Annotated in this window: 20 protein-coding genes and 1 pseudogene; 7 read left to right on the top strand and 14 right to left on the bottom strand. The window is 66.0% G+C overall.

The window, feature by feature from the left end; genetic code table 11:
• Window positions 1–279 precede the first annotated feature (279 nt).
• Both AC1DKV_RS31665 and cynS read left to right on the top strand, forming a co-directional pair.
• Complete coding sequence (locus AC1DKV_RS31665) at window positions 280–942, top strand: carbonic anhydrase (RefSeq protein WP_477138862.1); 663 nt, start codon at window positions 280–282, stop codon at window positions 940–942.
• 71 nt (window positions 943–1013) lie between these two features.
• Window positions 1014–1484, top strand: a complete 471-nt coding sequence (cynS, locus tag AC1DKV_RS31660) for a cyanase (RefSeq protein ID WP_477138861.1) — start codon at window positions 1014–1016, stop codon at window positions 1482–1484.
• Window positions 1485–1595: 111 nt separating this feature from the next.
• On the opposite strand, the gene AC1DKV_RS31655 is transcribed toward cynS, so the two are convergent.
• The 9 genes from AC1DKV_RS31655 to paaA all read right to left on the bottom strand — a co-directional run bounded on the left by AC1DKV_RS31655 (window position 1596) and on the right by paaA (window position 10364).
• On the bottom strand, window positions 1596–2018 hold the full coding sequence (locus AC1DKV_RS31655) for a VOC family protein (protein ID WP_477138860.1): 423 nt from the start codon (window positions 2016–2018) through the stop codon (window positions 1596–1598).
• Between the two features lie 168 nt (window positions 2019–2186).
• Window positions 2187–3176 carry a Bug family tripartite tricarboxylate transporter substrate binding protein gene (locus AC1DKV_RS31650; protein WP_441619651.1) on the bottom strand — a complete coding sequence of 330 codons (990 nt, stop codon included), beginning with the start codon at window positions 3174–3176 and terminating at the stop codon, window positions 2187–2189.
• Window positions 3177–3299: 123 nt separating this feature from the next.
• A complete protein-coding gene (paaK, locus tag AC1DKV_RS31645) occupies window positions 3300–4625 on the bottom strand; it encodes a phenylacetate--CoA ligase PaaK (protein WP_477138859.1) in 1326 nt (441 codons plus the stop codon).
• 207 nt (window positions 4626–4832) lie between these two features.
• Window positions 4833–6530: a phenylacetic acid degradation protein PaaN gene (paaN, locus tag AC1DKV_RS31640; RefSeq protein WP_441619647.1), complete on the bottom strand. Its 1698-nt coding sequence runs from the start codon at window positions 6528–6530 to the stop codon at window positions 4833–4835.
• A gap of 40 nt (window positions 6531–6570) precedes the next feature.
• Window positions 6571–7659: a 1,2-phenylacetyl-CoA epoxidase subunit PaaE gene (gene paaE / locus AC1DKV_RS31635; protein WP_477138858.1), complete on the bottom strand. Its 1089-nt coding sequence runs from the start codon at window positions 7657–7659 to the stop codon at window positions 6571–6573.
• A gap of 14 nt (window positions 7660–7673) precedes the next feature.
• Window positions 7674–8219 (bottom strand): 1,2-phenylacetyl-CoA epoxidase subunit PaaD, encoded by a 546-nt coding sequence (gene paaD, locus AC1DKV_RS31630; RefSeq protein ID WP_477138857.1) that lies wholly within the window; start codon window positions 8217–8219, stop codon window positions 7674–7676.
• Between the two features lie 3 nt (window positions 8220–8222).
• Entirely contained in the window at window positions 8223–9047 is an 825-nt protein-coding gene (paaC, locus tag AC1DKV_RS31625; protein WP_477138856.1) for a 1,2-phenylacetyl-CoA epoxidase subunit PaaC, read from the bottom strand.
• A 14-nt stretch (window positions 9048–9061) separates the two neighbouring features.
• Complete coding sequence (paaB, locus tag AC1DKV_RS31620) at window positions 9062–9346, bottom strand: 1,2-phenylacetyl-CoA epoxidase subunit PaaB (protein WP_477138855.1); 285 nt, start codon at window positions 9344–9346, stop codon at window positions 9062–9064.
• A gap of 13 nt (window positions 9347–9359) precedes the next feature.
• Window positions 9360–10364 carry a 1,2-phenylacetyl-CoA epoxidase subunit PaaA gene (gene paaA, locus AC1DKV_RS31615; RefSeq protein WP_477138872.1) on the bottom strand — a complete coding sequence of 335 codons (1005 nt, stop codon included), beginning with the start codon at window positions 10362–10364 and terminating at the stop codon, window positions 9360–9362.
• Window positions 10365–10747: 383 nt separating this feature from the next.
• On the opposite strand from paaA, the gene AC1DKV_RS31610 reads away from it, so the two are divergent.
• Window positions 10748–11713, top strand: a complete 966-nt coding sequence (locus tag AC1DKV_RS31610; protein WP_441619637.1) for a Bug family tripartite tricarboxylate transporter substrate binding protein — start codon at window positions 10748–10750, stop codon at window positions 11711–11713.
• Between the two features lie 24 nt (window positions 11714–11737).
• Here AC1DKV_RS31610 and AC1DKV_RS31605 read toward each other — a convergent pair whose 3' ends face one another.
• Window positions 11738–12652 carry a LysR family transcriptional regulator gene (locus tag AC1DKV_RS31605; protein WP_477138854.1) on the bottom strand — a complete coding sequence of 305 codons (915 nt, stop codon included), beginning with the start codon at window positions 12650–12652 and terminating at the stop codon, window positions 11738–11740.
• Between the two features lie 290 nt (window positions 12653–12942).
• Entirely contained in the window at window positions 12943–14130 is a 1188-nt protein-coding gene (locus AC1DKV_RS31600) for an iron-containing alcohol dehydrogenase (RefSeq protein WP_441619634.1), read from the bottom strand.
• Between the two features lie 782 nt (window positions 14131–14912).
• On the opposite strand from AC1DKV_RS31600, the gene AC1DKV_RS31595 reads away from it, so the two are divergent.
• The 3 genes and pseudogenes from AC1DKV_RS31595 (at window position 14913) to AC1DKV_RS31585 (ending at window position 18182) form a co-directional block, all read left to right on the top strand.
• Window positions 14913–15287, top strand: a complete 375-nt coding sequence (locus AC1DKV_RS31595) for a hypothetical protein (RefSeq protein WP_477138853.1) — start codon at window positions 14913–14915, stop codon at window positions 15285–15287.
• Window positions 15288–15556: 269 nt separating this feature from the next.
• Window positions 15557–17878, top strand: a pseudogene (locus AC1DKV_RS31590) (winged helix-turn-helix domain-containing protein); the annotation flags it as partial.
• Between the two features lie 43 nt (window positions 17879–17921).
• Window positions 17922–18182, top strand: coding sequence for a helix-turn-helix domain-containing protein (locus tag AC1DKV_RS31585; protein ID WP_477138852.1), 261 nt, complete (start codon window positions 17922–17924; stop codon window positions 18180–18182).
• Between the two features lie 151 nt (window positions 18183–18333).
• On the opposite strand, the gene AC1DKV_RS31580 is transcribed toward AC1DKV_RS31585, so the two are convergent.
• The gene (locus AC1DKV_RS31580) at window positions 18334–19353 is read right to left on the bottom strand and encodes an NAD(P)H-quinone oxidoreductase (protein WP_477138851.1); all 1020 of its coding nucleotides are present in this window, start codon (window positions 19351–19353) and stop codon (window positions 18334–18336) included.
• Between the two features lie 660 nt (window positions 19354–20013).
• Here AC1DKV_RS31580 and AC1DKV_RS31575 point away from each other — a divergent pair.
• Window positions 20014–20970, top strand: coding sequence for a LysR family transcriptional regulator (locus tag AC1DKV_RS31575; protein WP_477138850.1), 957 nt, complete (start codon window positions 20014–20016; stop codon window positions 20968–20970).
• A gap of 93 nt (window positions 20971–21063) precedes the next feature.
• On the opposite strand, the gene actP is transcribed toward AC1DKV_RS31575, so the two are convergent.
• Both actP and AC1DKV_RS31565 read right to left on the bottom strand, forming a co-directional pair.
• Window positions 21064–22749, bottom strand: a complete 1686-nt coding sequence (gene actP / locus AC1DKV_RS31570) for a cation/acetate symporter ActP (RefSeq protein WP_477138849.1) — start codon at window positions 22747–22749, stop codon at window positions 21064–21066.
• Complete coding sequence (locus tag AC1DKV_RS31565) at window positions 22746–23060, bottom strand: DUF485 domain-containing protein (RefSeq protein WP_441619623.1); 315 nt, start codon at window positions 23058–23060, stop codon at window positions 22746–22748. The genes actP and AC1DKV_RS31565 overlap by 4 nt, the downstream gene beginning before the upstream one ends.
• Window positions 23061–23138 lie beyond the last annotated feature (78 nt).

The following is a 23138-nucleotide window of genomic DNA, read 5'->3' as shown; positions in this document are numbered from 1 at the left end:
GAATGGCCTGTGCCGGGGAGCCGCCCCGACCGCGCAAACCGCAAGACCATCCGGGGCCCGGTTGCGMGGGACCGGTGCGGGATCCCTGCGTTGATGGGCCCAATGTTAGGAGCGGGACATGGGCCTGGATATGGCGTGGCGTATCGATTTCATGACTATCCATCTCACCCGGCACCGGTTGCCGTAGCCACGCCCGGCCATKCCGGCGAAGCACAAGGCACCGCCGCCGCGGCAGTTCTAGCTATTGGTGTTGCCTATGGTTTGGATAATGAATCGGTCTTGGACCCTATCATCGACGGCGTACTGAAGTTCCAGCGCGACGCCTTCCCCCAGCGCTCGGACCTCTTCAAGCGCCTGGCCACCAGCCAGAGCCCCAGCACCCTGTTCATCGCCTGCTCGGATAGCCGGGTGGTGCCGGAGCTGCTCACGCAGCGCGAGCCCGGCGAGCTGTTCGTCATCCGCAACGCSGGCAATATCGTGCCCGCCTACGGCACGCAGGCCGGCGGGGTGTCGGCCAGTGTCGAGTACGCCGTGGCCGGGCTCAACGTCACCGACATCGTGGTCTGCGGCCACTCCGACTGCGGCGCCATGACCGCGGTGGCCACCTGCAAGTGCCTCSATCACATGCCCGCCGTGAAAGGCTGGCTGCATCACGCGGACGCCGCCAAGGCCGTCAACGAGGCCCGYGAGCACGCCTCGGAGCACGCCCGCGTGGACTCCATGGTGCGCGAGAACGTCATCGCCCAGCTSGCCAACATCAAGACSCACCCGTCCGTGGCGCTMGCGCTGGAGCAAGGCCGCCTGAACCTGCACGGCTGGGTCTACGACATCGAAACCGGCGCGATCGACACGCTGGACGGCAACACCAACCGCTTCGTTTCCCTCGCGGCGCGTCCCGGCGCATCCGCAACCCCTGCCAGGCGCGAACTGATCGCCGCCTGAACGCYGCCTGATCGCCGCCTGAWCGCTTCAYCCCCTGTTCYCAGTCTTTATCCATTCCAAGGAGTAATGCCATGACCCAATCCCAATACAGCCAAGCCCCCCGCCAGGCCCTGAGCGACCTCATCATCGACGCCAAGATCCGCAAGGGCCTGACGTTCGAGCAGATCAACGAAGGCACCGGCCTGAGCGTGGCCTTYGTCACCGCCGCGCTGCTGGGCCAGCACCCGCTGCCCGCGRAYGCCGCCAAGGTGGTGGCCGCCAAGCTGGACCTGGACGACGMCGCCGTGCGCCAGCTGCAGACCGTCCCCGTGCGCGGCAGCATCCCCGGCGGCGTGCCGACCGACCMGACCATCTACCGCTTCTACGAAATCGTGCAGATCTACGGCTCCACGCTCAAGGCGCTGGTGCACGAGCAGTTTGGCGACGGCATCATCAGCGCSATCAACTTCAAGCTCGACATCAAGAAAGTGGACGACCCCGAAGGCGGCCAGCGCGCGGTCATCACGCTCGAYGGCAAGTACCTGCCGACCAAGCCGTTCTGAACGGCACGCCGGTGGCGGGATGGCCGCGGCACAAGCGGCATCCGTCCACCGCCCCCGGCGGCGCCCAGCGTAGTCGCCGGCCGGCGCCGMGATGCCCGGCACGCGAAGCGGCTAGCCTGCCGCGACGCGGGGGTCGAAGTCGAACTCGATGCGGATGCCGCCAGGCTCGCAGAGCATGGTGTGCCGCTTTGGCCCGGCGCCCAGCTGCTCGGGCGAAAACTCCACGACCACACCCGGCCATTTCGAGACACGCTCGAATACCTCGTTGAATTTTTCTTCCGTGGCGACGCGCAGCGCAAGGTGGTGCAGGCCCACGTTAGTCTTGCGGTCGAAACCGGTGAAGCTCGCTACATCGGCGACCTGCCACAGCGTCACCAGGACCTTGCMGTCCGAGACAAACGCCGCAGGGTAGTCCGGTTTCTCGCCGACCTGTTTCCATCCCAGGCACTGGATGAAGAAGTCTCGGGTACGCGCCAGATCCGGCACGCTMAGCCCAATATGGTCGATGCCAACGGTCATGGATTCTTCGTTCATGGTTTCGCCTTTTCAGGATGGTCGGAATCCCCCGGGGGGGACCTCTACATCCTGTCGCGCTGACGGGGAGGCGTCAAGGTGCATCAATGGCATTTCCGGAACTGACGAAAGCCTCCCCGCAGGCAATGAAGCCGATACCGCGCACCTGCCGGCGCAGCGCGGCGACGCTCAGTCCAGCGTGATCTTCAGGTCGCGGATCAGCTTGTGCCAGCGCAAGGTCTCGCTGCGCAGCAGGTCGGCATATTGCGCGGGCGTGCTGCCGACCGGCTCCACGCCGAAGTCCACCAGCCGCTTGTTGACGGCCGGCTCCCTGATGGCCGCCACGACCTGCTTGTTCAGCGTGGCGATTACCTCGCCCGGCGTGGCGGCCGGCGCCACCATTCCCACCAGCGCGGCAGCCTCCACGTTCTTGTAGCCGGCTTCGGCAAAGGTCGGCACATCCGGCAACTGCGGCAGGCGGGTCGGGCTGGCCACCGCCAGGGGCTTGACCTTGCCGCCCTTGATGAAGCCGGCGCCCGAGGCCAGGTCGACCATCATGGCCGGCACCTGACCGCCTGCCACGTCGGCCAGTGCGGGCGCCGCGCCACGGTAGGGCGCGTGGACCATGTTCAGCCCGGCCTCCACCTTGAGCAACTCCATTGCCAGGTGGTGCGGGCTGCCGGCGCCGGCGGAGGCGTAGTCGATGCCGCCCGCGCCGGATTTTGCCTTGGCCCTGGCGATGAATTCCTGCACGTTGTTGACCGGCATGCCCGGGCCGACCACGAGGATCATCGGGAACTTGCCCAGCAGCGTGACCGGCGCCAGGTCCTTGACCGGGTTGTAGGAAAGCGTCTTGTACAGCGCCGGGTTGAAAACCAGCGTGCCGTTGTCCGCCGACAGCACCGTGTAGCCATCGGCCGGTGCGCGCGCGGTCTCTGCCGCGGCGATCGCGGTGTTGCCACCCGGCTTGTTGTCGACCAGCACCGGCTGGCCCAGCTTGGCGGACAGCGCCTGGCCGATCGAGCGCGCCAGGAAGTCCGAGCCGCCGCCGGCCGGGTAGGGCACGATCCAGCGCACCGGCTTGGCCGGGAAGGGGGATTCGGCCGCAAGCGCGAAGGACGCCCAGGGCAGGACTGCCAGGCCGAGTCCGACGGCCAGGAATTTGCGGGTGGTGTTCATGTCTGTCTCCGGTTTCTAGTCATTTTTGGTTTCCTGCATCGCGCGGTGCCACGCCTGCGGTCAGTGCCGGAGCGGCCCCGCGGCGGCGGGCGGGGGTGCGCCAGCGCCCCCCGCCCGCCGGCCTCATACGCTCACGTGCCGCAGGTCGAGCACGCGTTGCGCCTTGCCGGTGGCGGTCGTCTTGATCTCACCGGCATTGAGCACGCGCACCGTCGTGGACACGCCGACGATCGTCTTCACCCGCTGCTGCAATTCCCTCGCAAGCTGGGCACGCTCGCTCTCGGCGAGGGCGTCGCAGAGTTCCGCCCGCGCTTCCACCGACACGGAGAGCGCATCCAGGTGGCCGTCGCGCGTGACGCACAGCTGGTAGTTCCCGCTGAGCCGCGCGATGCCGAGGATCAGCTCCTCGATCTGGCTGGGGAAGACGTTGACGCCACGGATGATCAGCATGTCGTCCGAGCGTCCCGTGATCTTCGCCAGCCTGCGCATCGAACGCGAGGTGGGCGGTAGCAGCGAAGTGAGGTCGCGCGTGCGGTAGCGGATCATCGGCATGGCTTCCTTCGACAGCGACGTGAACACCAGTTCGCCGTGGCTGCCGTCGGGCAATACCTCGCCGGTGATGGGGTCGATGATCTCCGGGTAGAAGTGATCCTCCCAGATGACCGGGCCATCCTTGCTTTCGATGCATTCGCACGCTACGCCGGGGCCCATGATCTCCKACAGGCCATAGATATCGAGCGCCTGGATGCCCGCACGCGTCTCGATCTCGCTGCGCATGCCCTGTGACCACGGCTCGGCGCCGAAGATGCCGAGCTTGAGCGAAGACGTCGCCGGATCCATGCCCTGGCGCGTCATCTCGTCGATCAGGTTGAGCATGTAGGAGGGCGTGACGAGAATGATGGACGGCTCGAAGTCGCGGATCAGCTGGACCTGCTTTTCGGTCTGCCCGCCGGACATCGGCACCACCATGCAGCCGAGCCGCTCCGCTCCGTAGTGGATGCCGAGGCCGCCGGTGAAGAGGCCGTAGCCGAAGGCGTTGTGCAGCGTGTCGCCGCGGCGCCCGCCCGCGGCCCGGATCGACCGTGCCGTCACGTTGGCCCAGGTGTCGATGTCGTTCGCGGTATAGCCCACCACGGTCGGCTTGCCGGTGGTGCCGCTGGAGGCGTGCACGCGCACCACCTCGTCGCGCGGCACCGCAAACAGTCCGAAGGGATAGTTGTCGCGCAGGTCCTTCTTCGTCGTGGTCGGAAATTTCGCCAGGTCCGAGAGCTGGCGCAGGTCGTCAGGGTGGACGCCGGCCGCGTCGAAGGCGCGGCGGTAGTGCGCCACGTTGTCGTAGGCGTGGCGGAGCGACCATTTGAGCCGCTCCAGTTGCAGCGCCTGGATCTCGTCGCGGCTGGCTAGTTCGATGGGGTCGAGTTCGCTCGGATGGGGAATGGGCTGGACCACGGTTGTCTCCTGGATATGACGCTACTGAATAGGATCGGACGGTGGCGGAGATGKGGGCGCCACGCAGCGGCCTGCCTCCTGGYGATGCGAGGCGACGGTCTGTGCCGTCGTCCGTCGCCAGGCTGGCAAGCGTCCGGTAGTACTTGTATCGATGGTTGGCGGACCGAAGCCGCTCAGGCGCCCGTAGCGGGCGCGCTGGCGGGCACGCTATGCAGGCGAGCGCTGCGCAACATGGCGGCGGCTCTGCACGACGCGGAACCGGTTGGCGACGAACGCCGAGTCGGCGAGGCTGGCGTTGGCCGCGGGATTCGCCCCGGTGGCATGGAAGTCGGAAAACGCTGCCGACTGGTTCACGAACACGCCGCCCGCGAGGTTCACCGACAAGGCGACACCGCCCGTCACCGCAGCCTCTTCGGCCGCTTCGAGCACCTGCTCATCGGTGCTGTAGACGGATAGCGTCAGCGCGCCGCGCGTGCGGGCGATGCGTGCGGCGAGTGCCAGCGAATGCGCGGTGGAGTCGGTGGCGACCACGAACGCGATCGGGCCGAACCATTCCTGCGTGAACGCGGCTTCGTCGCCGCTGGCGTCGAGCTTGCGCAGCAGCGGTGTGCTGACACGGGCTTCCGGATAGGCCGGATGCGCCAGGCTGCGGCTGTCGAGCAGCGGCGTGCCAAGCCGGGCTGCCTGTCCGATGCGGTCGAGCACGCCCTGGTTCTGGATCGCGCCCGTCAGTTCGACGGCCTTGGCCGGATCGGCGGTCAGCTTCTGCACGGCGTCGGCGATGGAGCGGGCGACGTCGTCGAACGACACCGTGCCTTCGGCCGTGCGGATGCCGTCGCGCGGCACATAGATATTCTGGGGCGCGGTGCACATCTGGCCGGAGTACAGCGCGAGCGAGAATGCGATATTGCGCGACACGGCCTTCAGGTCTTCGGCCGAGTCGATCACGATCTGGTTGACACCCGCCTTCTCCGTGTAGACCTGCGCCTGGCGGGCATGCGCTTCCAGCCAGTCTCCGTTGGCGGTGCTGCCGGTGAAATCGATCACGCGGATCTCGTCGCGCGTGGCCAGCGATTGCACGAGGGGCCCGTCGTTGGGGGCGGTCGCCAGCAGGGTCACCACGTTGGGGTCGAAGCCGGCCTCCGCCAGCACCTGGCGCGCGATGCGCACGGTGATGGCGAGCGGCAGGATCGCGGCGGGATGGGGTTTGACGATGACGGCATTGCCGGTGGCGAGATCGGCGAACATGCCGGGATAGCTGTTCCAGGTCGGGAAGGTGCAGCAGCCGATCACCAGCCCGATGCCGCGCGGCACGATGGTGAAGCGCTTTTCCATGGCCAGCGGCGGGTTCTTGCCTTGCGGCTTTTCCCAGTAGGCCGACTCGGGGACAGCGCGCATTGCGTCCCAGGCGTAGGCGATCGCCTCGAGCGCGCGGTCTTGCGCATGCGGGCCGCCGGCCTGGAACGCCATCATGAAGGCCTGCCCCGTKGTGTGCATGACGCTGTGCGCGATCTCGAAGCTGGCGCGGTTCAGCCGCTCGAGGATTTCCAGGCTCACGCCGATCCAGGCCTTCGGGCCTGCCTTGCGGTACTGCGCCTGCGCCTGCTGCACCGCCGGGATCAGTGCATCCGGGTCGGCCTTGGGATAGCCGATGTCCAGTGCGAAGCCGAACGGCGAGTGTTCCTGGCCAACGGTGCCGCTGCCGCCATGGCTGCCGGCCTGGTCGAGCGCGAAGGGCTGCCCGAGTTGCGCCTTGAATGCCGCTTCGCCGTCAGCCGCGGCGGTCTCGCCGTAGGCGCGCGGGCTGGGCATCTCGTTGAAGGGACTCCAGTAGCCGCGCGTGCGGATGGCTTCCAGGGCGTGTTCGAGGGTCTTTTCGTGTTTGGTAAACAGGGAGTGGTTCATCGCTGGGGGCCGCTTTTTCTGGTAGGTTGCAGTGATCGGATTACCGTTCGTCGTAGCTCACGACAACCCGGTCCGACACCGGATGGCATTGGCAGGTGAGCACGAAGCCATCGTCGATTTCATGCTGTTCGAGCGTGTAGTTCTTTTCCATCTTCACTTCGCCTTCGAGGACCTTCGCCCGGCACGTGCAGCACACGCCGCCCTTGCAKGCATAGGGCAGGGCGAGGCCGGCCTTGAGGCCGACATCGAGCACGCTGATTCCCTGGTACGGCAGGCGCAGCTTGCGCTTCTTGCCGTCGATGATCAGTTCCAGGTCAGCGGCCGGCATGTCGTMGGTGATCTCGACCGGTGGCACGCCGGCCTGGGGCAGCGGCGTGCCGAAGCGCTCGACGTGCACCTTCTCCGGCKCCACGCCGGCAGCCTTCAGGGCCGCTTCGGCGGCGTCCATCATCGGTCCGGGACCGCAGATGAATGCCTCGTCGATCTCCGTGGCCGGCGTGAGCGTCTGCAGGAAAGCGCGGCACTTGTCCTGGTCCAGCACGCCGTTGAACAGTTCGACTTCCTGCAGGTCGTCGGACAGCACGTGATACAGCGAGAACCGGCTCATGAAGCGGTTCTTGAGGTCTTCGAGTTCCTCGGCGAACATGATCGCGTCGACGCTGCGGTTGCCATACACCAGCGTGAAGCGGCTGGTCGGCTCGGTCTCGAGGGTGGTCTTGATGATGGCAAGGACGGGCGTGATGCCGGAGCCGCCGGAGAAGGCGACGTACGACCTTGACAGGTCGGCGTTCAGGTGCGTGAAGAAGCGGCCGTCGGGGGTCATCACTTCGATCTCGTGCCCKGGGCGCAGCGTATCGAACGCAAAGTTCGAGAATCGCCCGCCGCGCACCCGCTTGATGCCGATGCGCAGTTCGCCGTCGCGGTCGTAATCGGTGACGCCGACACAGATCKAGTACGAGCGGCGCGTCTCCTCGCCGTCAAGGTGGGTCTTCAGCGTGACGAACTGCCCTTGCGTGAAGCGGTACGCGTCKCGCAGCTCGTCKGGCACTTCGAACGAGACCGTGACGGCATCGGCGGTTTCGGGCCGTACCTCGCGGATACGCAGCGGATGGAATTGCGGAGTCGCCATGATGTCGGTCCAGGTCAGTACGGTTTGAAATAGTCGAACGGCTCGCGGCAGTCGATGCAGCGGTATAGGGCCTTGCACGCCGTCGAGCCGAATTGCGCCAGGCGCTCGGTGTGGTGCGAGCCGCATTGCGGGCAGGCCGGCGTGGCGCTGGCGGCGCGCGCCACGAAGCGGATCGTCGTTTCCCGGGGCGCCTGGTGGCTGCCGCAGTTGCCCATCGGTGGCGCGATGCCGTAGCGGCGCAGCTTCTMGCGCGCATCGGCGGTGATCCAGTCGGTGGTCCATGCCGGCGCGAGCACGGTGGCAATCCGGTGCGGCACGATGCCGGCCGCGCTGAGCGCCTGGCCGATGTCCTCCGCGATCTGCGACATCGCCGGGCAGCCCGAGTAGGTCGGCGTGATCACAACCTCGACGGCGCCGTCCGCGCCGCGCCGCACGTCGCGCAGGATTCCCAGTTCGCGCAGCGACACCACTGGGATCTCCGGGTCCGGCACCGCTTCCAGCACGGCCCAGGCGTGTTCCAGCGTGGCGTCCGGCGTCATCATGGCGTTGGCGTTCATCATGTMCTACCAGGTTGCACCAGGATGCTGGCGTGCCAGCGACTGCATTTCGGCCAGCAGGTAGCCCATGTGCTCGGAATGCTCGCCGTGCTTGCCGGTGGTGATGTACTGCACCGCGGCGGGGGCACTGAGCGTTGCCTCGGCCAGCGTCGCGGCGACGTCAGCCTGCCATGCGGGCTCGAGGTCCGCCATCAGCGGGCCGATGCCGGCCGCCGCGATCGCGGTTTCCACGGCGTCGGTCGCGAAGAACTCCTGTGTGTACGGCATCAGGTAATCGAGTGCCGCCTGCGCCCGCCGGTGCGATTCGTCGGTGCCGTCGCCCAGGCGGACCAGCCAGTMGCTTGCGTGTTGCAGGTGATAGCGCGTCTCCTTCAGCGACTTGGCCGCGATCGCCGCCAGTTGCGTGTCGGCGGACGACTCCAGGGCGGCCCACAGGTGGATCATCAGCGCCGAATAGAGGAAGTTGCGCGCGATCGTCACGGCGTAGTCGCGATCGGTGCGCACCGTGCCGGCAAGCGGGCCGGCGTGCGGCAGCTCGGCGATGGTGTAGTTGGCGAACTCGCGCTCGGTGCGGAAGTACGCGTAGCTGTCTTCGGTCTTCGTTGCGCCGCCGGCGGCTTCGTCGAGGGCCGCGGCATGCGAGTACAGCAGGCGGGACTGGCCGATCAGGTCCAGGCTGATATTGGCCTGCGCGATGTCTTCCTCGAGTGCCGGGCCCTGGCCGCACCACTCGCTGTTGCGCTGGCCGAGGATCAGGGCATTGTCTGCCAGCCGGAGCACATAGGAGAGGTGGGCGGACGCATGGGGGGAAGTATGGGGTGACGTAGTCATGGTCATGTCCCGCCTCACATGTGGTCGACTTCGGCCGGCAGCACGAAGAAGGTCGGATGGCGGTAGATCTTGTCGCCGGCCGKCTCGAAGAATGCCTCCTTGTCCGCCGGGTCGGACGCCGTGATCGCGGCCGACGGCACCACCCAGATGCTGACGCCTTCCTGCCGGCGCGTGTAGACATCGCGCGCCATGCGCAGCGCGGTGCTTGCATCGGACGCATGCAGGCTGCCGCAATGCTTGTGGTCCAGGCCCTGCTTGCTGCGTACGAATACTTCCCAGATCGGCCATTCCTTGCTCATCTTCGTCTCCTGTTCAAGCGGCTTGTTTGTGTGCGCGCGCCGCCTGCTTGGCGGCATGGGCGAGGGCGGCTTCGCGTACCCAKGCGCCGTCGTCGTGTGCCTTCACGCGGGTGGCGAGGCGTTCCTTGTTGCACGGCCCGTCGCCGTTCACCACGCGCCAGAACTCTTCCCAGTCGATCGCGCCGTAGTCGTGCGCCTTGCGCTCCTCGTTCCACTTAAGGTCCGGATCGGGCAACGTCACGCMGAGGATCTTGGCTTGCTCGACAGTCGCATCGACGAATTTCTGCCGCAGGTCGTCGTTGGAGATACGCTTGATGCCCCACTGGAACGACTGCCCGCTGTGGATCGAATCCTTGTCGCTCGGGCCGAACATCATCAGCACCGGCCACCACCAGCGATTCACCGCCTGCTGCACCATGTCCTTCTGCGCCTGCGTGCCCTTCATCATCGAGAGCAGGGCGTCGAAGCCCTGGCGCTGGTGGAACGACTCCTCCTTGCAGATGCGGATCATTGCCCGTGCGTACGGGCCGTAGGTGCAGCGGCACAGCGGGATCTGATTCATGATCGCCGCGCCATCGACCAGCCAGCCGATCACGCCGACATCCGCCCAGGTGGGCGTGGGGTAATTGAAGATGCTCGAGTACTTGGCCTTGCCGGCATGCAGTGCATCGACCAGCTGGTCGCGCGAGACGCCCATCGTTTCGGCCGCGCTATACAGGTAGAGGCCGTGGCCGCCTTCGTCCTGCACCTTGGCCAGCAGGATCGCCTTGCGCTTGAGGCTTGGCGCGCGGCTGATCCAGTTGCCTTCGGGCTGCATGCCGATGATCTCGGAGTGCGCGTGCTGCGAAATCTGCCGGATCAGCGTCTTGCGATATGCGTCTGGCATCCAGTCCTGCGCCTCGACCTTGCCGTCGGCCCGCATCAGCGCGTCGAAGCGGGCTTGCTCGGGAGAGACGTCGGCGTTCGCCGTATCGATGGGCTGGAGGCCGCCTGGGATATCAAGTGACTGGGTGTACATGAGATTTTCCTGGGGGATCTGGAGACTGAGTATATTAATAAACCGACCGGCCGGTCGATGAATTATAAGAATCGATTCGAAGATTTCAATAGGATTAGATTTGCGGGTGATGCCGGCGATGTTCGCGAGATCGGCAAGCGGACGGAAGGCCGCCAAATGCAGGTCGCGCATGGGACGCCGCTGACGCTTCGCGATGCCCTTGGCGCACATGCCGATGCGCGCCCGCGCGTATCAGGCACCCGGCGCGGGCATCTGCATCCGCGATGGCGGGATCGCGATACGCCATTTTGCAAGGGACCGCGAGCCAGTCACCATGGGAAAAGAGGTCGCTGCCGCCGCGAAGCACGCTGCCGGCGACCCTTTCCACCAAAGGAGACAAGGACATGGCACCACGGAAACTCTTGCAGGCCTGCCTCGCGTTCAGCGTGGCGACAACGGCGTTCGCCCAGGATCCCTATCCGTACAAGCCGGTGGCCGTCGTGGTCCCGCAGACGCCAGGCGGCGCCAACGACGCCATTGCCCGCATCGTCACGCAGAAGCTGTCGGAGCAGTTCGGGCGGCAGTTCATCGTGGAGAACCGGCCCGGTGCCGGCGGCAACATCGGCACGGCCTACGTCGGCAAGGCCGCCGCCGATGGCTATACGCTCCTGTTTACCGTAAGCAGCGCGCACCTTATCAATCCGGCGCTGTACAAGCGCACGGGCTTCGATCCGGTCCGCGATTTCGTGCCGGTGGGCAGTGTCGCGACGGCAGGGTATGTGCTCGTTGCCAATCCCGCCTTCGGGCCGAACAACGTCAGAGAACTGGTCGAAGCGGCGCGCGCGAAGCCGGACACGATCATGTATGCGTCCGCCGGCAACGGCACCTTGAACCACCTGATCGGCGAAATGCTCCAGCACAGCGCCAACATCAAGCTTGTCCATGTTCCTTACAAGGGCGCTTCGGCTGCCGTGGCGGACGTGGTGGGCGGACAAGTGCCGCTATCGGTGCAGAGCCTGCCGTCGGCGCTGCCCTTTATCCGCGCGGGCAAGCTCAAGGTGCTCGGCGTCACCAATGAAAAGCGGTTGCCCTCCATGCCGCAGGTACCCACCGTGGGGGAGACGCTGCCGGGCTTCGGAGCCACCCCCTGGTACGGGCTTTTCGCCCCCGCGCATACGCCCGGCGCGGTGGTCGGCCGCCTTCAGGCGGCCCTGAACAAGGTMATCGACAGCCCCGACGTGCGCGACACCCTCGCCCGGCAGGGATGCCAGCCCTTCGTGTCGGGCACGCCGCAGTTCGAGGCGCTGATCCGCGACGAGTTGCCGCGCTGGGCCGCCATCGTCAAGGCAGCCGGCGCGACCGTCGACTAAGCCCGGCGCGGCTGGCCGCTTGCGCTATGCGCGCAAGGCGGCCAGCGCGCGGGCCGACGGGCACAGGTGGTCTACCAGCAGCCGCGCCGCCACCGGCAGGCTGTCGTAGGAGCGGATGCACAGATTGAGCTTGCGCCGCGCCCATGGCTCCTTCAGCCCGACCGGCCGGATCTTCAGCACCCTGGCGTATCGTTGCGCCAGGCTCTTGGGAAGAATGCCGATGCCCATCCTGGACTCGACCATCAGGCAGACCGCGTCGTAGCTGTTGACCTGCATGCGGAATCTCACCGGCACGCCGAGCTCGCCGGCAGCGCGCATGAGCTGCAGGTTGATGAAGCTGCCGGTCTGCAGACCGATCAGGTAGTGCTCCAGCAGTTCGGCGCTGGTCAGCCATTTGCGGCCGCCCAGGGGATGGCCGGCAGGGACCACMACGACCAGTTGATCCTCGCGGTAGGGMAGCGTGAGGACATTCTGCGGCTGGCTGCCCAGGTCTGCATAGAAGCCCACATCCGCTGMGTTCTCGGCCACCCCGTGCAGGATGGCGCTGCTGATGCGTTCCTCCAGCTGGAGCTGCACGTGCGGGTATTTCTCGACAAAACCCTGCAGGTCGGCCGGCAGGAACTGTGCGATCGAGGACACGTTGGCGAAGATGCGCACCAACCCGCGAGTGCCGCTCGAATAGTCATGCATCAACGTGAAGATATTGTCGAGGTCGTTGATGATGCCGCGCGACAGGTTTTGCAGGGCGACACCCGCCGGGGTGGGGGAGATGCCCTTGTTGCTGCGCTCCAGCAATTGCGTATTGAGGACGTCTTCGAGATCGCTGATCCGCTTGCTGACCGCGGAGGCGGCGATATGCTCGCGCTCCGCGGCAGCGGCGATGGTGCCAAGCTCGGCTACMGCGAGGAACAGCTTGAGCGAAACCGGGTMGATTTTCATGGGCGGGGAGGAGTCTCCGGAACGGGGCCAGCCGCGACCGCACGGACCGCGCGGCACACGCGCCGCGCCAGGATCGTGCCCCGGGGTAGCTGCGGGCTTTGTCCTGCCGCAGCCAACAGGCGGCAAGCCGGTGTGGCGAGCCCGCCATCGTGCGTGGCGATGGCTATATTACGCTCCTGGCCACGCCATGGCGCGATGCCCGGCGCGGCGCCAGAGACACGGGCATGCCCGTGGCGGCGGTCGCTTCAGGGCCGGGCTGGCCACACCGGCCGCCGTGGCGGCCGGCGCAATCAGGGCCGCCAGGCGAGCGACAGGATCGCGCGCAGATCCGCCGCGGTCCTGATCGGGCGGATGTTGTTGCGCGTCACCATCGGGTGGGCCAGCGCGGGCGCGATCATATCGTCGACCTGCTGTCGCGTGAGACCGAGGTCGTCGAGCGTCGTCGGCATGCCCAGTCGCTCGAGGAGATTGCCGAGAATCGCGTGGAAGGGCCGGTCCGGCTGCCCCAGCGCGGCGCGAATCCGGTCGTGCTGTGGCACCGCCCAGCCCTCGAGCCACCTGGCCTGGGCCAGCATCAGCACACAGGCCGCATCGCTGTGCGGAACCCCGCCGCGGGGCCCCACGATGTGAACCATCCAGTGGCTGAAGCCATGGGGCACCGACATTTGCCCCATCCCCGTGTACCACGTCGCCAGCTGGCACTGGGTGAAGGCATCGAGCACGCCCCGCGCGAGCAGAGGCAGGTTTTCCATGTAAAGCGTGATGGCTTTCTCGGCCAGCACGCTCGCAAACGGATGCGTCGATGACGAACACGCCGTGTTGATGGCGTGGTCGAGGCCGCGGATTCCCGTCGACATCAGCAAGCGCACGGGCGTCTGGAGAAGGAGCGCGGGGTCGTAGATGATTGCCTGCGGCGAGCCGTCGGGCACGACAAAGCGCGCCTTCAGCCGGGTCTCGTCGTCGATCGGCGTGCTCACCGGTGTCCACTCCGACGTGGCCAGCGTGGTGGGGATCGCGATCTGGCGGATCGCCGCCGGCGCTTGCGAGGTCGTCAGCATCTCGGTGCCGTCGTCCGACAGGACGAACTGCAGCTCGAGCAGCCGCGCCCTGTCATACACGTTCTCGGAGAGGCAAAGTTGCATCGCCTTGCACATATCCATGACCGAGCCGCCGCCGACCGAGACAATCACGTCCGCGCGCGCATCCCTTGCCTGCCTTGCCGCCCTGAGCACATTGGACAGCGGGGAGTGCTCGCCGACGTCGTCGGTCAGGCCGACCAGGCGCTCGCCAAGGCATGCCCTGATCTGCCCGATGAACTCTGTCTTCGTGTTGATCGACCGCGAGCAGACGACGAACACGCGTCGATACCCGAACAGCGACAAGACGTCCGGCAGCGCCTCGGCTGCCGACACGTTGTGGAATACGCGCTCGTGTCCCGTGAAGCGGTAGCGAAACGCCCTGTGTCCGATGCTTTCCATCCTGGTTTCCTTGTGATCCCGGCGCGCGACGGAGCGCGGCGCCTGCAGGTCACCKAATCATGGCGCCAGGGTGTCGGCCCGAAAACAAGTGGTTCGCGAGCCTGCCATCGTGAATGGAGATGGCGGCAGCCGGGGCGCATGCCGGGGCTGCCTTGGATGCCTTATGGCATGGACCGCAGGACGGATCGCTTCGGGCGCGAGGACAGCCGGTCCACGGCCCTTCGTACTTCAGGAACGGTGCGGAAATGTCCAGTCGCTTTCCGGAGAGGATTTGGCCAGAAATGAGAACGATGTGTTCTCATCMGGCATGTTTATTCCCTGCGCCCGATTCCCTAGACTCTTGTCATGTCCATTGAGTCGAGAATAAGGACTCAATAAATAGGCAAAAACCAAGGCATCTGGGATGTTCCGAGAATTAATTTCCATAGTGTTGGCCGGATCGATTGTTGGCCATTCTCTGCCGGCCGTGGCCGGACCCGACTTCTACGTCATCGAGAGGGCCAGGGCGGAAAAGCGAGCCCTGGCGAAAAAGAGGGCGGATACGACGAAGGCATCCAGCCCTGGAGCCGGTGTTTCCATGCTTACGCCGCGTGGCGTCGAATACAGACCGGAGAGCAAGATGTCCGGTGGATAGGCGACTAGCGGCAGGCGCGAACCGGCAGCTGCCAGGCGGGTGGCGGGCTACCCCCTCGGATGGGGAGGGCGGTTGAAAACCATGGGGAAAGGCGCAAGATGACCGGCGTGATTGGATTAATCAGTTTTTTCCTGCCGGAGATTTAATTATGAAGCGCACATCCCTGTTTGTCTTGTCTCTTTCCTTTGTCGCGGGTATTGCCGCAGCACAGGCACAGAGKACGCCAGACCCATACACAGACGGCGCGCGCACCGGAAGCCGGGACCCGTACACGGAGGGCGCGAATTCCGGCAAGTTCKATCCGTACACCAGCGGCGCGAGGCAGTCCACCGCCGAAAAACTGAATCCGTCGCAAGCTACGGGGCCGGACAAGCCGAGCCGCGATCCCTATGGCAGCGGGGCCAGGAACGGCGCACGCGACCCCTACACCGACGGCGCCAGGAACGGCCCGCGTGACCCCTACACCGATGGTGCGCGCTCGGGCAAGCCCGACCCCTTTACGGACGGCGCGAAGTCGAAATAGGCGCGCAGTCGTGCCGTCCGTGTGATCAGTATCCGCTGGGGCACCTGGCCATGCATGATGAATCTGCAGTCCCGGCGGGTACATTTCCGGCTGGCAAGGTATTCTGGATCGGCCTGATCCGACAACCTATACTTGCGGTGATAATCACCAGGCAGCGTGGGGCTTCGGAAAATTAGCGGTGTGACCACGCGCCGGCCCCGCGCCCGGCGGTGACTTGCCACGGCGACGATCATGAGTCCGACTGGTTCCCGAGGAGCAATACGAGCGAGATGACGCAAGCCCAGACGCTACCCGGCCCGGCCTCGGCCCGCGACGCGAAATGGAGGCCAGCGCTGATCCGCACCAAGCTGGTTCCGCCATACACGCGCCATCAGATTGCCCGTCACAATGCGCTCCAGCTCCTGTCACGMGGCACCGAATGCAAGCTCACAGCCCTGGTTGCCCCCGCAGGCTTCGGCAAGACCACGCTTCTTTGCGAGTGGCGCAATGCACTTCTCGAGCAAGCGTACGCGGTGGCATGGCTGAGCATCGATCGCGAGGATGACGACCTGGTCCAGTTTACGGCCTACCTGCTGGCCGCAGTCCAGCAGGCGAGCGCCGAGGTAGGCGACCGCATGCAGCAACTCCTGCGCAATGACTATCTCGCACCCGTGGAGGCGCTTCTCGCTGAGCTGCTCAACGAGGTGGCGGCATGGGAGGGGAAGCTCGTCCTCATTCTCGACGACTTCGATCGCCTTCGCTCCGGCGATATCCATGAAGCCGTGTTCCGGCTCCTGCGCTATGCACCGGAGAACCTCCATATCGCTATAGCGGGGCGAAGCGAGCCACCAATACCGCTGAGTTATTTTGYGTCCCGGGGCCAGCTGCTGCGCCTGGGGCCGGAAGACCTGCGTTTCGATCCCGCGGAAACGCAGGCCTTCTTCTCGAAGACGGCAGGGGTGACGCTGGACGGCGAACAGACCCGGAAGCTTCTGAGCGCCACCGAGGGTTGGGTCGCAGGGTTGCAACTCGCGTCGCTGGCGCTCAAGCAAGGCGGGGAGGGCGAGGATCTTGCGGCACAGTTGCCGCGCGCCCGGCGCGACATCGCTTCCTACCTGAGCGAGAACGTCATGGCGCACGTGCCTGGCGAGATGCTGGACTTCCTGCTGGACATATCGATCCTGGACCGGCTCTCGGCGGCCCTGTGCAACGCCGTGACCGGCAGGGACGATGCGCGCAAGAACCTCGAGTGGTTGCTGGCCGGCAATATGTTCCTGCGCCCGCTTGACGCGGAATGGGAGTGGTACCGGTTTCATGCGCTGTTCACGGATTACCTGCGCAAGCGCCTGCAGGAGGAACGGGCGGAGGATATCGCCGGCCTGCATCGCAGGGCCAGTGCATGGTATGCCGGCCAGTCCCTGTGGCCGGAGGCCGTCAAGCATGCGCTCGCCGCGGGCGATGTGGACCAGGCCGCGAGCTGGGTCGAGCGCTGCGCCATGACGCTGGTCGAAGCCAGCGATGTACGAACAGTACTGACCTGGCTGGCCAAGCTTCCGCACGAGGCAATACAAGGCCGGCTGCGCCTGCGCCTGGTTCATGCCTGGGCGCTCGCGCTTTCGCTGCAGACGGTGCTGGCGCAGCGGGAACTGCGCGCGGTCGAAGCCGACATCGCTCGCGACCGCTCCGTTGCCGACAGCATCGGCGTGGAACTGGCCGCCGTGAAAGCGTTGATTGCTGGCCTGTCCGATGCGAGCCGGGATTCTCTCGAGCTCGGACGGAGTGTGCTGGACATGCGGCCGGAACCGAACTCGTGGGAGGAGGGCATAGGGCTGACCACGCTCGTGTTCGGGTTGGCATATGCGTCCGAGTTCGACGAAGTGCAGCGCCTGCGCGACCGTGTCTCCCATGGTGCCGAGCGGGGTGCGCCCCTCTATGCCACCGTCTATCGGCAGAGCATGGTCGGCCTGAGCCTCTTTGTGGAGGGCAGACTGGAAGAGGCCGTGACCACCCTGGAGCACGCGCTTGGCCAAGCCAACGCAAGCGCCGGCAGCCAGTCCGCGGCCGCCGTACTGCCGGTTGGCTACCTTGCCGCGATCCGCTATGAGTGGAATCATCTCGAGCGGGTCGCCGAGATCCTGCGTGGGCGGCTCGATATCGCGCTCCAGGCCTGTTCCCTGGGTCCCCTGGCGGGCTTCTGCATCACGCTGGCGCGGCTGGCGTTCCTGAACGGCGACGTGGATGAAGCGAACGGGATCGTGGAACGCGCCGAAGCCGTCGCGAAGGAACGCGGCTGGCTCCGCCTGCAGGTGGCCTGCAAGGCCGAGGCCATCCGGCTGGCCATTCGCGCCGGCAATCTCGGGCGCGCCGCCAGCATGGGGCATGCGCTTGAGACGCTGCTGCCAGGCGAGAATCCACAGGCACTGTCAGGCAGCCAGCGCGAGACATGGCAGCGGCGCGAAGCCGCACTGTGCCGGTTGCTGATTGCGCGTGGGCGCGCCACGGAGGCGCTGCCACGTCTGCGCGCCATGCAAGCGGAGGCGCGCGTCGCGGGCATGCGCTATGTCCTGTCCCAGGTGACCGTGCTGCTGGCCGTGGCCACCCTGAGCGCGGGCCAGCCCGAGGACGCTGCCGCGGCGATCGGGGAAGCGGTGATCTATGGCCAGGACAACGGGCTGTGCACCCGAGYGAACGGCGGCCAGCAGGCTGAGCGCCCGCGAAGTCGAGATCCTCGACTACGTCGCCMGCGGCCTTTCGAACAAGGAAATCGCCCGGGCGCTCCGGGTAGCCCCCGAGACCATCAAATGGCATCTCAAGAACATCTATGAGAAGCTGAGCGTGACGTCCCGCATTCAGGCCATCCAGAGCGGACTGGGCATGGATCTGCCCCGCCACGACCGGCCGAAGGGGCATGCCTGACGCAGGCGTTCAAACGCCGCCTCTCCGGCGGCGCTTTATCTCGTCGGACACCGCGCCGGACACCTCGCTCGCGCCGGCCATGATACGCGCGCGGTGTTCAGCCGGAGCGGGCTCCGGCTGAACATGCATACCCGCGGATACGGGCAAGCTGCTAGGCAGATGGCGTCAGAACGATCTTCCCGATATGCGTACCGGAGTCCATCAGTTCATGCGCCTGCGCGGCGTTCTMGAGCGGGAAGGTCCTGTCGACGAGCGGCTTGATCGTGCCGCCTGCCATCAGGGGCCAGACATGTTCCTCCAGTTCGCGGATGATCTGCGACTTCTCGGCTGCGGTGCGGGAGCGCAGCGTCGAGCCGATATGGGTCAGGCGCTTGGTCAGCATCGGGAAGAAGTCCACGTTCTGCGCCGCCCCCTTGATGACACCGATCTGCAGGATGCGCCCGTTCAATGCGGCCGCGGCGTAGTTGCGCGCTACGTAGTCGCCCGCGATGATATCGACAATCACGTCCACGCCGTTGCCGTCGGTGTGGCGCATCACCGCCTCGACAAAATCCTCTTCGAGGTAGTTGACCGCGTGGTCGGCGCCGAGCCGTAGACTGGCGTCGCGTTGCGCMGCGGAACCGACCGTCGTGATGATCTTGCTTGCGCCGAAGGCTCTGCTCAGCATGGTGGCGGTGGTGCCGATGCCCGATGCGCCGCCGTGGATCAATACGGTATCGCCCTTTGCGAACTTGCCGCGCTGGAACAGGTTCAGCCACACCGTCATGAAGGTTTCCGGCATCGCCGCCGCCTCGATCAGCGTCAGGCCGGGCGGAATGCGCAAGGTGTTGCTCTCGTTGGCGACAGCAAACTCCGCGTAGCCGCCGCCGGGGATCAGGGCGCACACCAGATMGCCCGTCTTGAATTGCGTGACGCGGTCTCCCAGTGCGACGATTTCGCCTGCCACCTCGAGTCMGGGGATATCGGATGCACCCGGTGGCGGGTCATACAGCCCTTTGCGCTGGAAGACGTCCGGGCCGTTGACGCCGGCCGCAATGATGCGAATCAGCACTTCGTCGGGTTTCGGCCGGGGAACGGGACGCTGTGTCGGGACGAGAACCTCCGGACCGCCCGGACGGACGATTTCGACCGCGATCATGGAATCACGAAGGGTTGACGGATTGATGGACATGAAAAATCTAAAATAAACCTAAAGGATTGATGAATTTTCGTTTAATCATATTTCAATGAGAAATTGAAAAAACGATAAGAGAAAGTATAGGTTCTTCCGAATATTCCATGTGATGCGCTTGCTCAGTGCACGAATGCGAAAATGCATCAGTGGGAGGCGCAGTGGGACTTGCCGCGTGATGTCTTGTGCCGATACGCACTACGCGCCACGCGCGCGCGGGCACTTCTCTGCCCATAAGCCGCGCGCCGGAACGCATTGTGCGTGCGTTGTCACCTTCGAGTTGCGTTCATTCCCGATGCCCCCCGGATGGGGAGGCGGCTTGCATGGCCGTGGCAGATCCGGATGATGCTTGCTGTCGGTGGCAGGCTGGCCGCGCGTGAAGCGTGATGCCGACCGCAACTTCATGAATCGCGATAGCCGGCAGGCCCGTCGCCAGAGGTCGACCCACCTGACGTTGCGGCGGGGGCGCCGTTATCGGCGGCCGCCGCCGCGTTGTATCTCGTGTCCCCCGCGGCCGATGCGCGATCAGACGCACACGCTGGCGCGATGCCGGAGCGGGTTGTGCATGACTATCTGGCGTAAGGCGCGTGTGCGCGCCATACGTCGCTGAGAAAGGCGCCTCGCGGCCATGCACCGGCGGCGGGTGCGCACGTAGATGCCATGAAACTGATTGACTGGAAGGATTGGGAAGTGTTTTGCCGCGTGGTCGAGGGGGCTGGCTTTACCGCCGGCGCCACCTTGATGGGAATCCGCAAGTCCGCGGCGAGCGCCGCCGTTTCCCGGCTGGAGGCCGAACTCGGCGTGCGCCTGCTGGAGCGCACGACCCGCAGGGTCAGGGTGACGGATGCCGGCCGGCAATTCTATGACCGTATCGCCCCGCTTTTCGGGGAGCTGCGGGAGATTGGCTCCGACTTGTCGTTGGCCAACAGGGTGGTGCACGGCACGCTGAAGATCGCAACGCCCTACKAGGTGGGTGCGCAATACCTTTCTTCCAGCCTGGCGCGGTTGATGTCAATGCATCCCGGGCTCGAAGTGCAGGTCGATGTCACCTGGGACCAGCCGGATCTGGTGCGCGATGACTACGACGTGGCTTTCGTCATGACCAGTGATTCCCTTCCCGACAGCTCCCTKGCGGGAAAGCGCGTACTGCGCATGGAGCGAGGCTTCTATGCCGCGCCAGTCCTGGCCGACAGGCTGGGCCCGGCGCGCACGCCGGACGAGCTTGTGGCGTGGCCGGCCATCGGGGCTCCGGACGAGAAGAACTGGGAGTTCGTGGCGGCGGGCACGCTCGAGGACAGGCGCCTGGCCGTAGCGCCCCGCCTGCGCACGGATAACGCCGAGATCCGCAAGCGGGCCGCGCAGGACGGCCTTGGCGTGGCGCGCTTCACTTGTCCGTTCGTTCATGACGAAGTAAGGAACGGTACGCTGGTGCGGGTACTCCCCGACTATGCGTCCGCTCCCGTGAAGGTGTACGCCCTGATGTCGACGCGAAAACACCGGACCGCCAACGTGCATGCATTTCTCGGCCTCCTTGAAGCGGAACTTGGTGCGGCAGGCGCCGCGTTGCAGGGAAGCCCCGCGGCCGCGCATGCCCTCGCAGCCCGTCGGAAGGCCTAGCAGGCCAGGGGCGGGCATCGCGCATGGTGCGGTCCAGCCGCGGTTCCTTCCCGCCCGGAGCCGTCACCGGCGCGCCGGGCGTCGGCGCCCCGATCAGTGCCGGCTCGCTTCGGCCGCGCCGAAACCGGTCTGCGCGCGCACGAACTGAGCGTCGAAGGCCTGCCGTTCCGCCGTCGCGCGGGCACTGCCGTCCAGCCTGGAAGCCGCCCAGGTCACGAGKAACGCCAGTGGCATGGAGAACAGTGCAGGGTGGTCATAGGGGAAGATTGCCGCGGGATGGCCCAGTACGGATTTCCAGACCGCCGGGCCCAGCACCACCAGGCCGACGGACGATACCAGGCCGGTCAGCCCGCCCCACACAGCCCCGCGCGTGGTCAGCCCCCGCCAGTACATCGAGAGGAACAGCAGCGGGAAGTTGGCTGACGCAGCGATATTGAATGCCAGCGCCACCAGGAAAGCGAGGTTCTGGCCCTTGAACAGCATCCCCAGCGCAACGGCGATGGCACCGATCACGAGCGTTGCCCGCTTGGTGACCGATACCTCCTCGGCTTCGGTCGCGCGGCCGCGGCGTATCACGCTGGCGTAGAGATCGTGCGAGATGGCGCACGCGCCCGACAGGGCGAGACCAGACACCACCGCGAGAATCGTGGCGAAGGCTACCGCGGCAAGGAAGCCAAGGAACAGGCTGCCGCCGGTGGCGTTCGCCAGGTGCATGGCGACCATGTTGCCGCCGCCGAGGAGCTTTCCTCCCACCTTGCCCGCTTCGAAGAAGCGAGGATCGGTTCCCACGATGACCATGGCGGCCAGGCCGATCACGAACATCGCCACGAACATGTACCCGATGAAAGTGCTGGCAACCAGGACACTGCGGCGTGCCTGCCTTGYATCGGGCACCGTGAAGAACCGCATCAGGATGTGCGGCAGGCCGGAGAGGCCGAAGATGGTCGCCAGAGACAGCGACAACGCGGAAACGGGGTCCGCGAACAGGCTKGCCGGGGACAGCAGGGCGATGCCGCTCGGGTGGACGGAGACGGCCCTGGCAGCCAGGCTTTCGAAGCTGAAGCCGAAGCGCGCGAAGGCGAGCGCGGCAAGCAGTGTGCCGCCCAGCATCAGGAGCACGGCCTTGATGATCTGCACCCAGGTGGTGGCGATCATGCCGCCAAACGTGACGTAGACGATCATCAGGCAGCCGACGCCGATCACGGCGTAGTGGTAGTCGATCCCGAACAGCAGCTGGATCAGCTCCCCGGCCCCMACCATCTGGACGACCAGGTAGAAGAAGACAACGATCAGCGAGCTGATCGCCGCCACCCACCGCGTACTGACCGGATCGAGCCGGTGGGAGACGATATCCACGAACGTAAACTTGCCGAGATTGCGCAGGCGTTCGGCCATGAGGAAGAGCATGACGGGCCAGCCGATAAAGAACCCCACGATGTAGAGCAGGCCGTCGAAGCCGCGCGCGTAGACCAGGCTGACGACGCCCAGCAAGGTGGCCGCCGACATATAGTCCCCGGCCACTGCCAGTCCGTTCTGGAGGCCGGTGATGCCGCCGCCGGCCGTGAAGAAATCGCTGGCCGTCCTCGTGCGCTTCGCGGCCCAGTATGTGATGCACAGGGTGATKGCGACAAACACCAGGAACATCGCAATGGCGACCGGGTTGAGCGGCTGGCGGGCGGCGGGCTCGACAGCAGGACCGGCCCAGGCGGGTCCCGCTGTCGCGGCAAGCTTGGTGGCGAGGGCGGCAGCCAGCAGGCGCAGGCGAGCGTATCCGGTCACGAGAGCACCTCCTGCAGGATCTGGCTGGCAAGCCTGTCMAGGCCGCGATTGGCACGCGCCACGTAGATGCATGTCGCGGCCCAGCCGATMACGATCACGGCGATCGCCAGGACGATGCCGAGATTCGTCATCGCGCCCGCCGCGATGGGCCTGGCCAGCACGGCCGGCCGCATCGTCACCATCGCCATCAGCAGCAGGTAGGCGCAGAGGACAATGCATAGCAGCGTCCAGGATAGCCTGGCCCGGCGTGCCGCCAGTTCCCTGAAGCCCGGGTGTTCTTGTATGCGGCGTGTAGCCGACGCAGTGGTCATCGTTGTCTCCTCGTGGGTTGTCCGCCTGGGCGGACCTTGGTTTTGCCGTTCGTGCGGCGGCATTGGTGCATGGGCTTG

It is taken from the genome of Cupriavidus sp. 05T41 (genome assembly GCF_056396525.1).
This window is presented reverse-complemented; position numbering and strand designations above follow the sequence as displayed.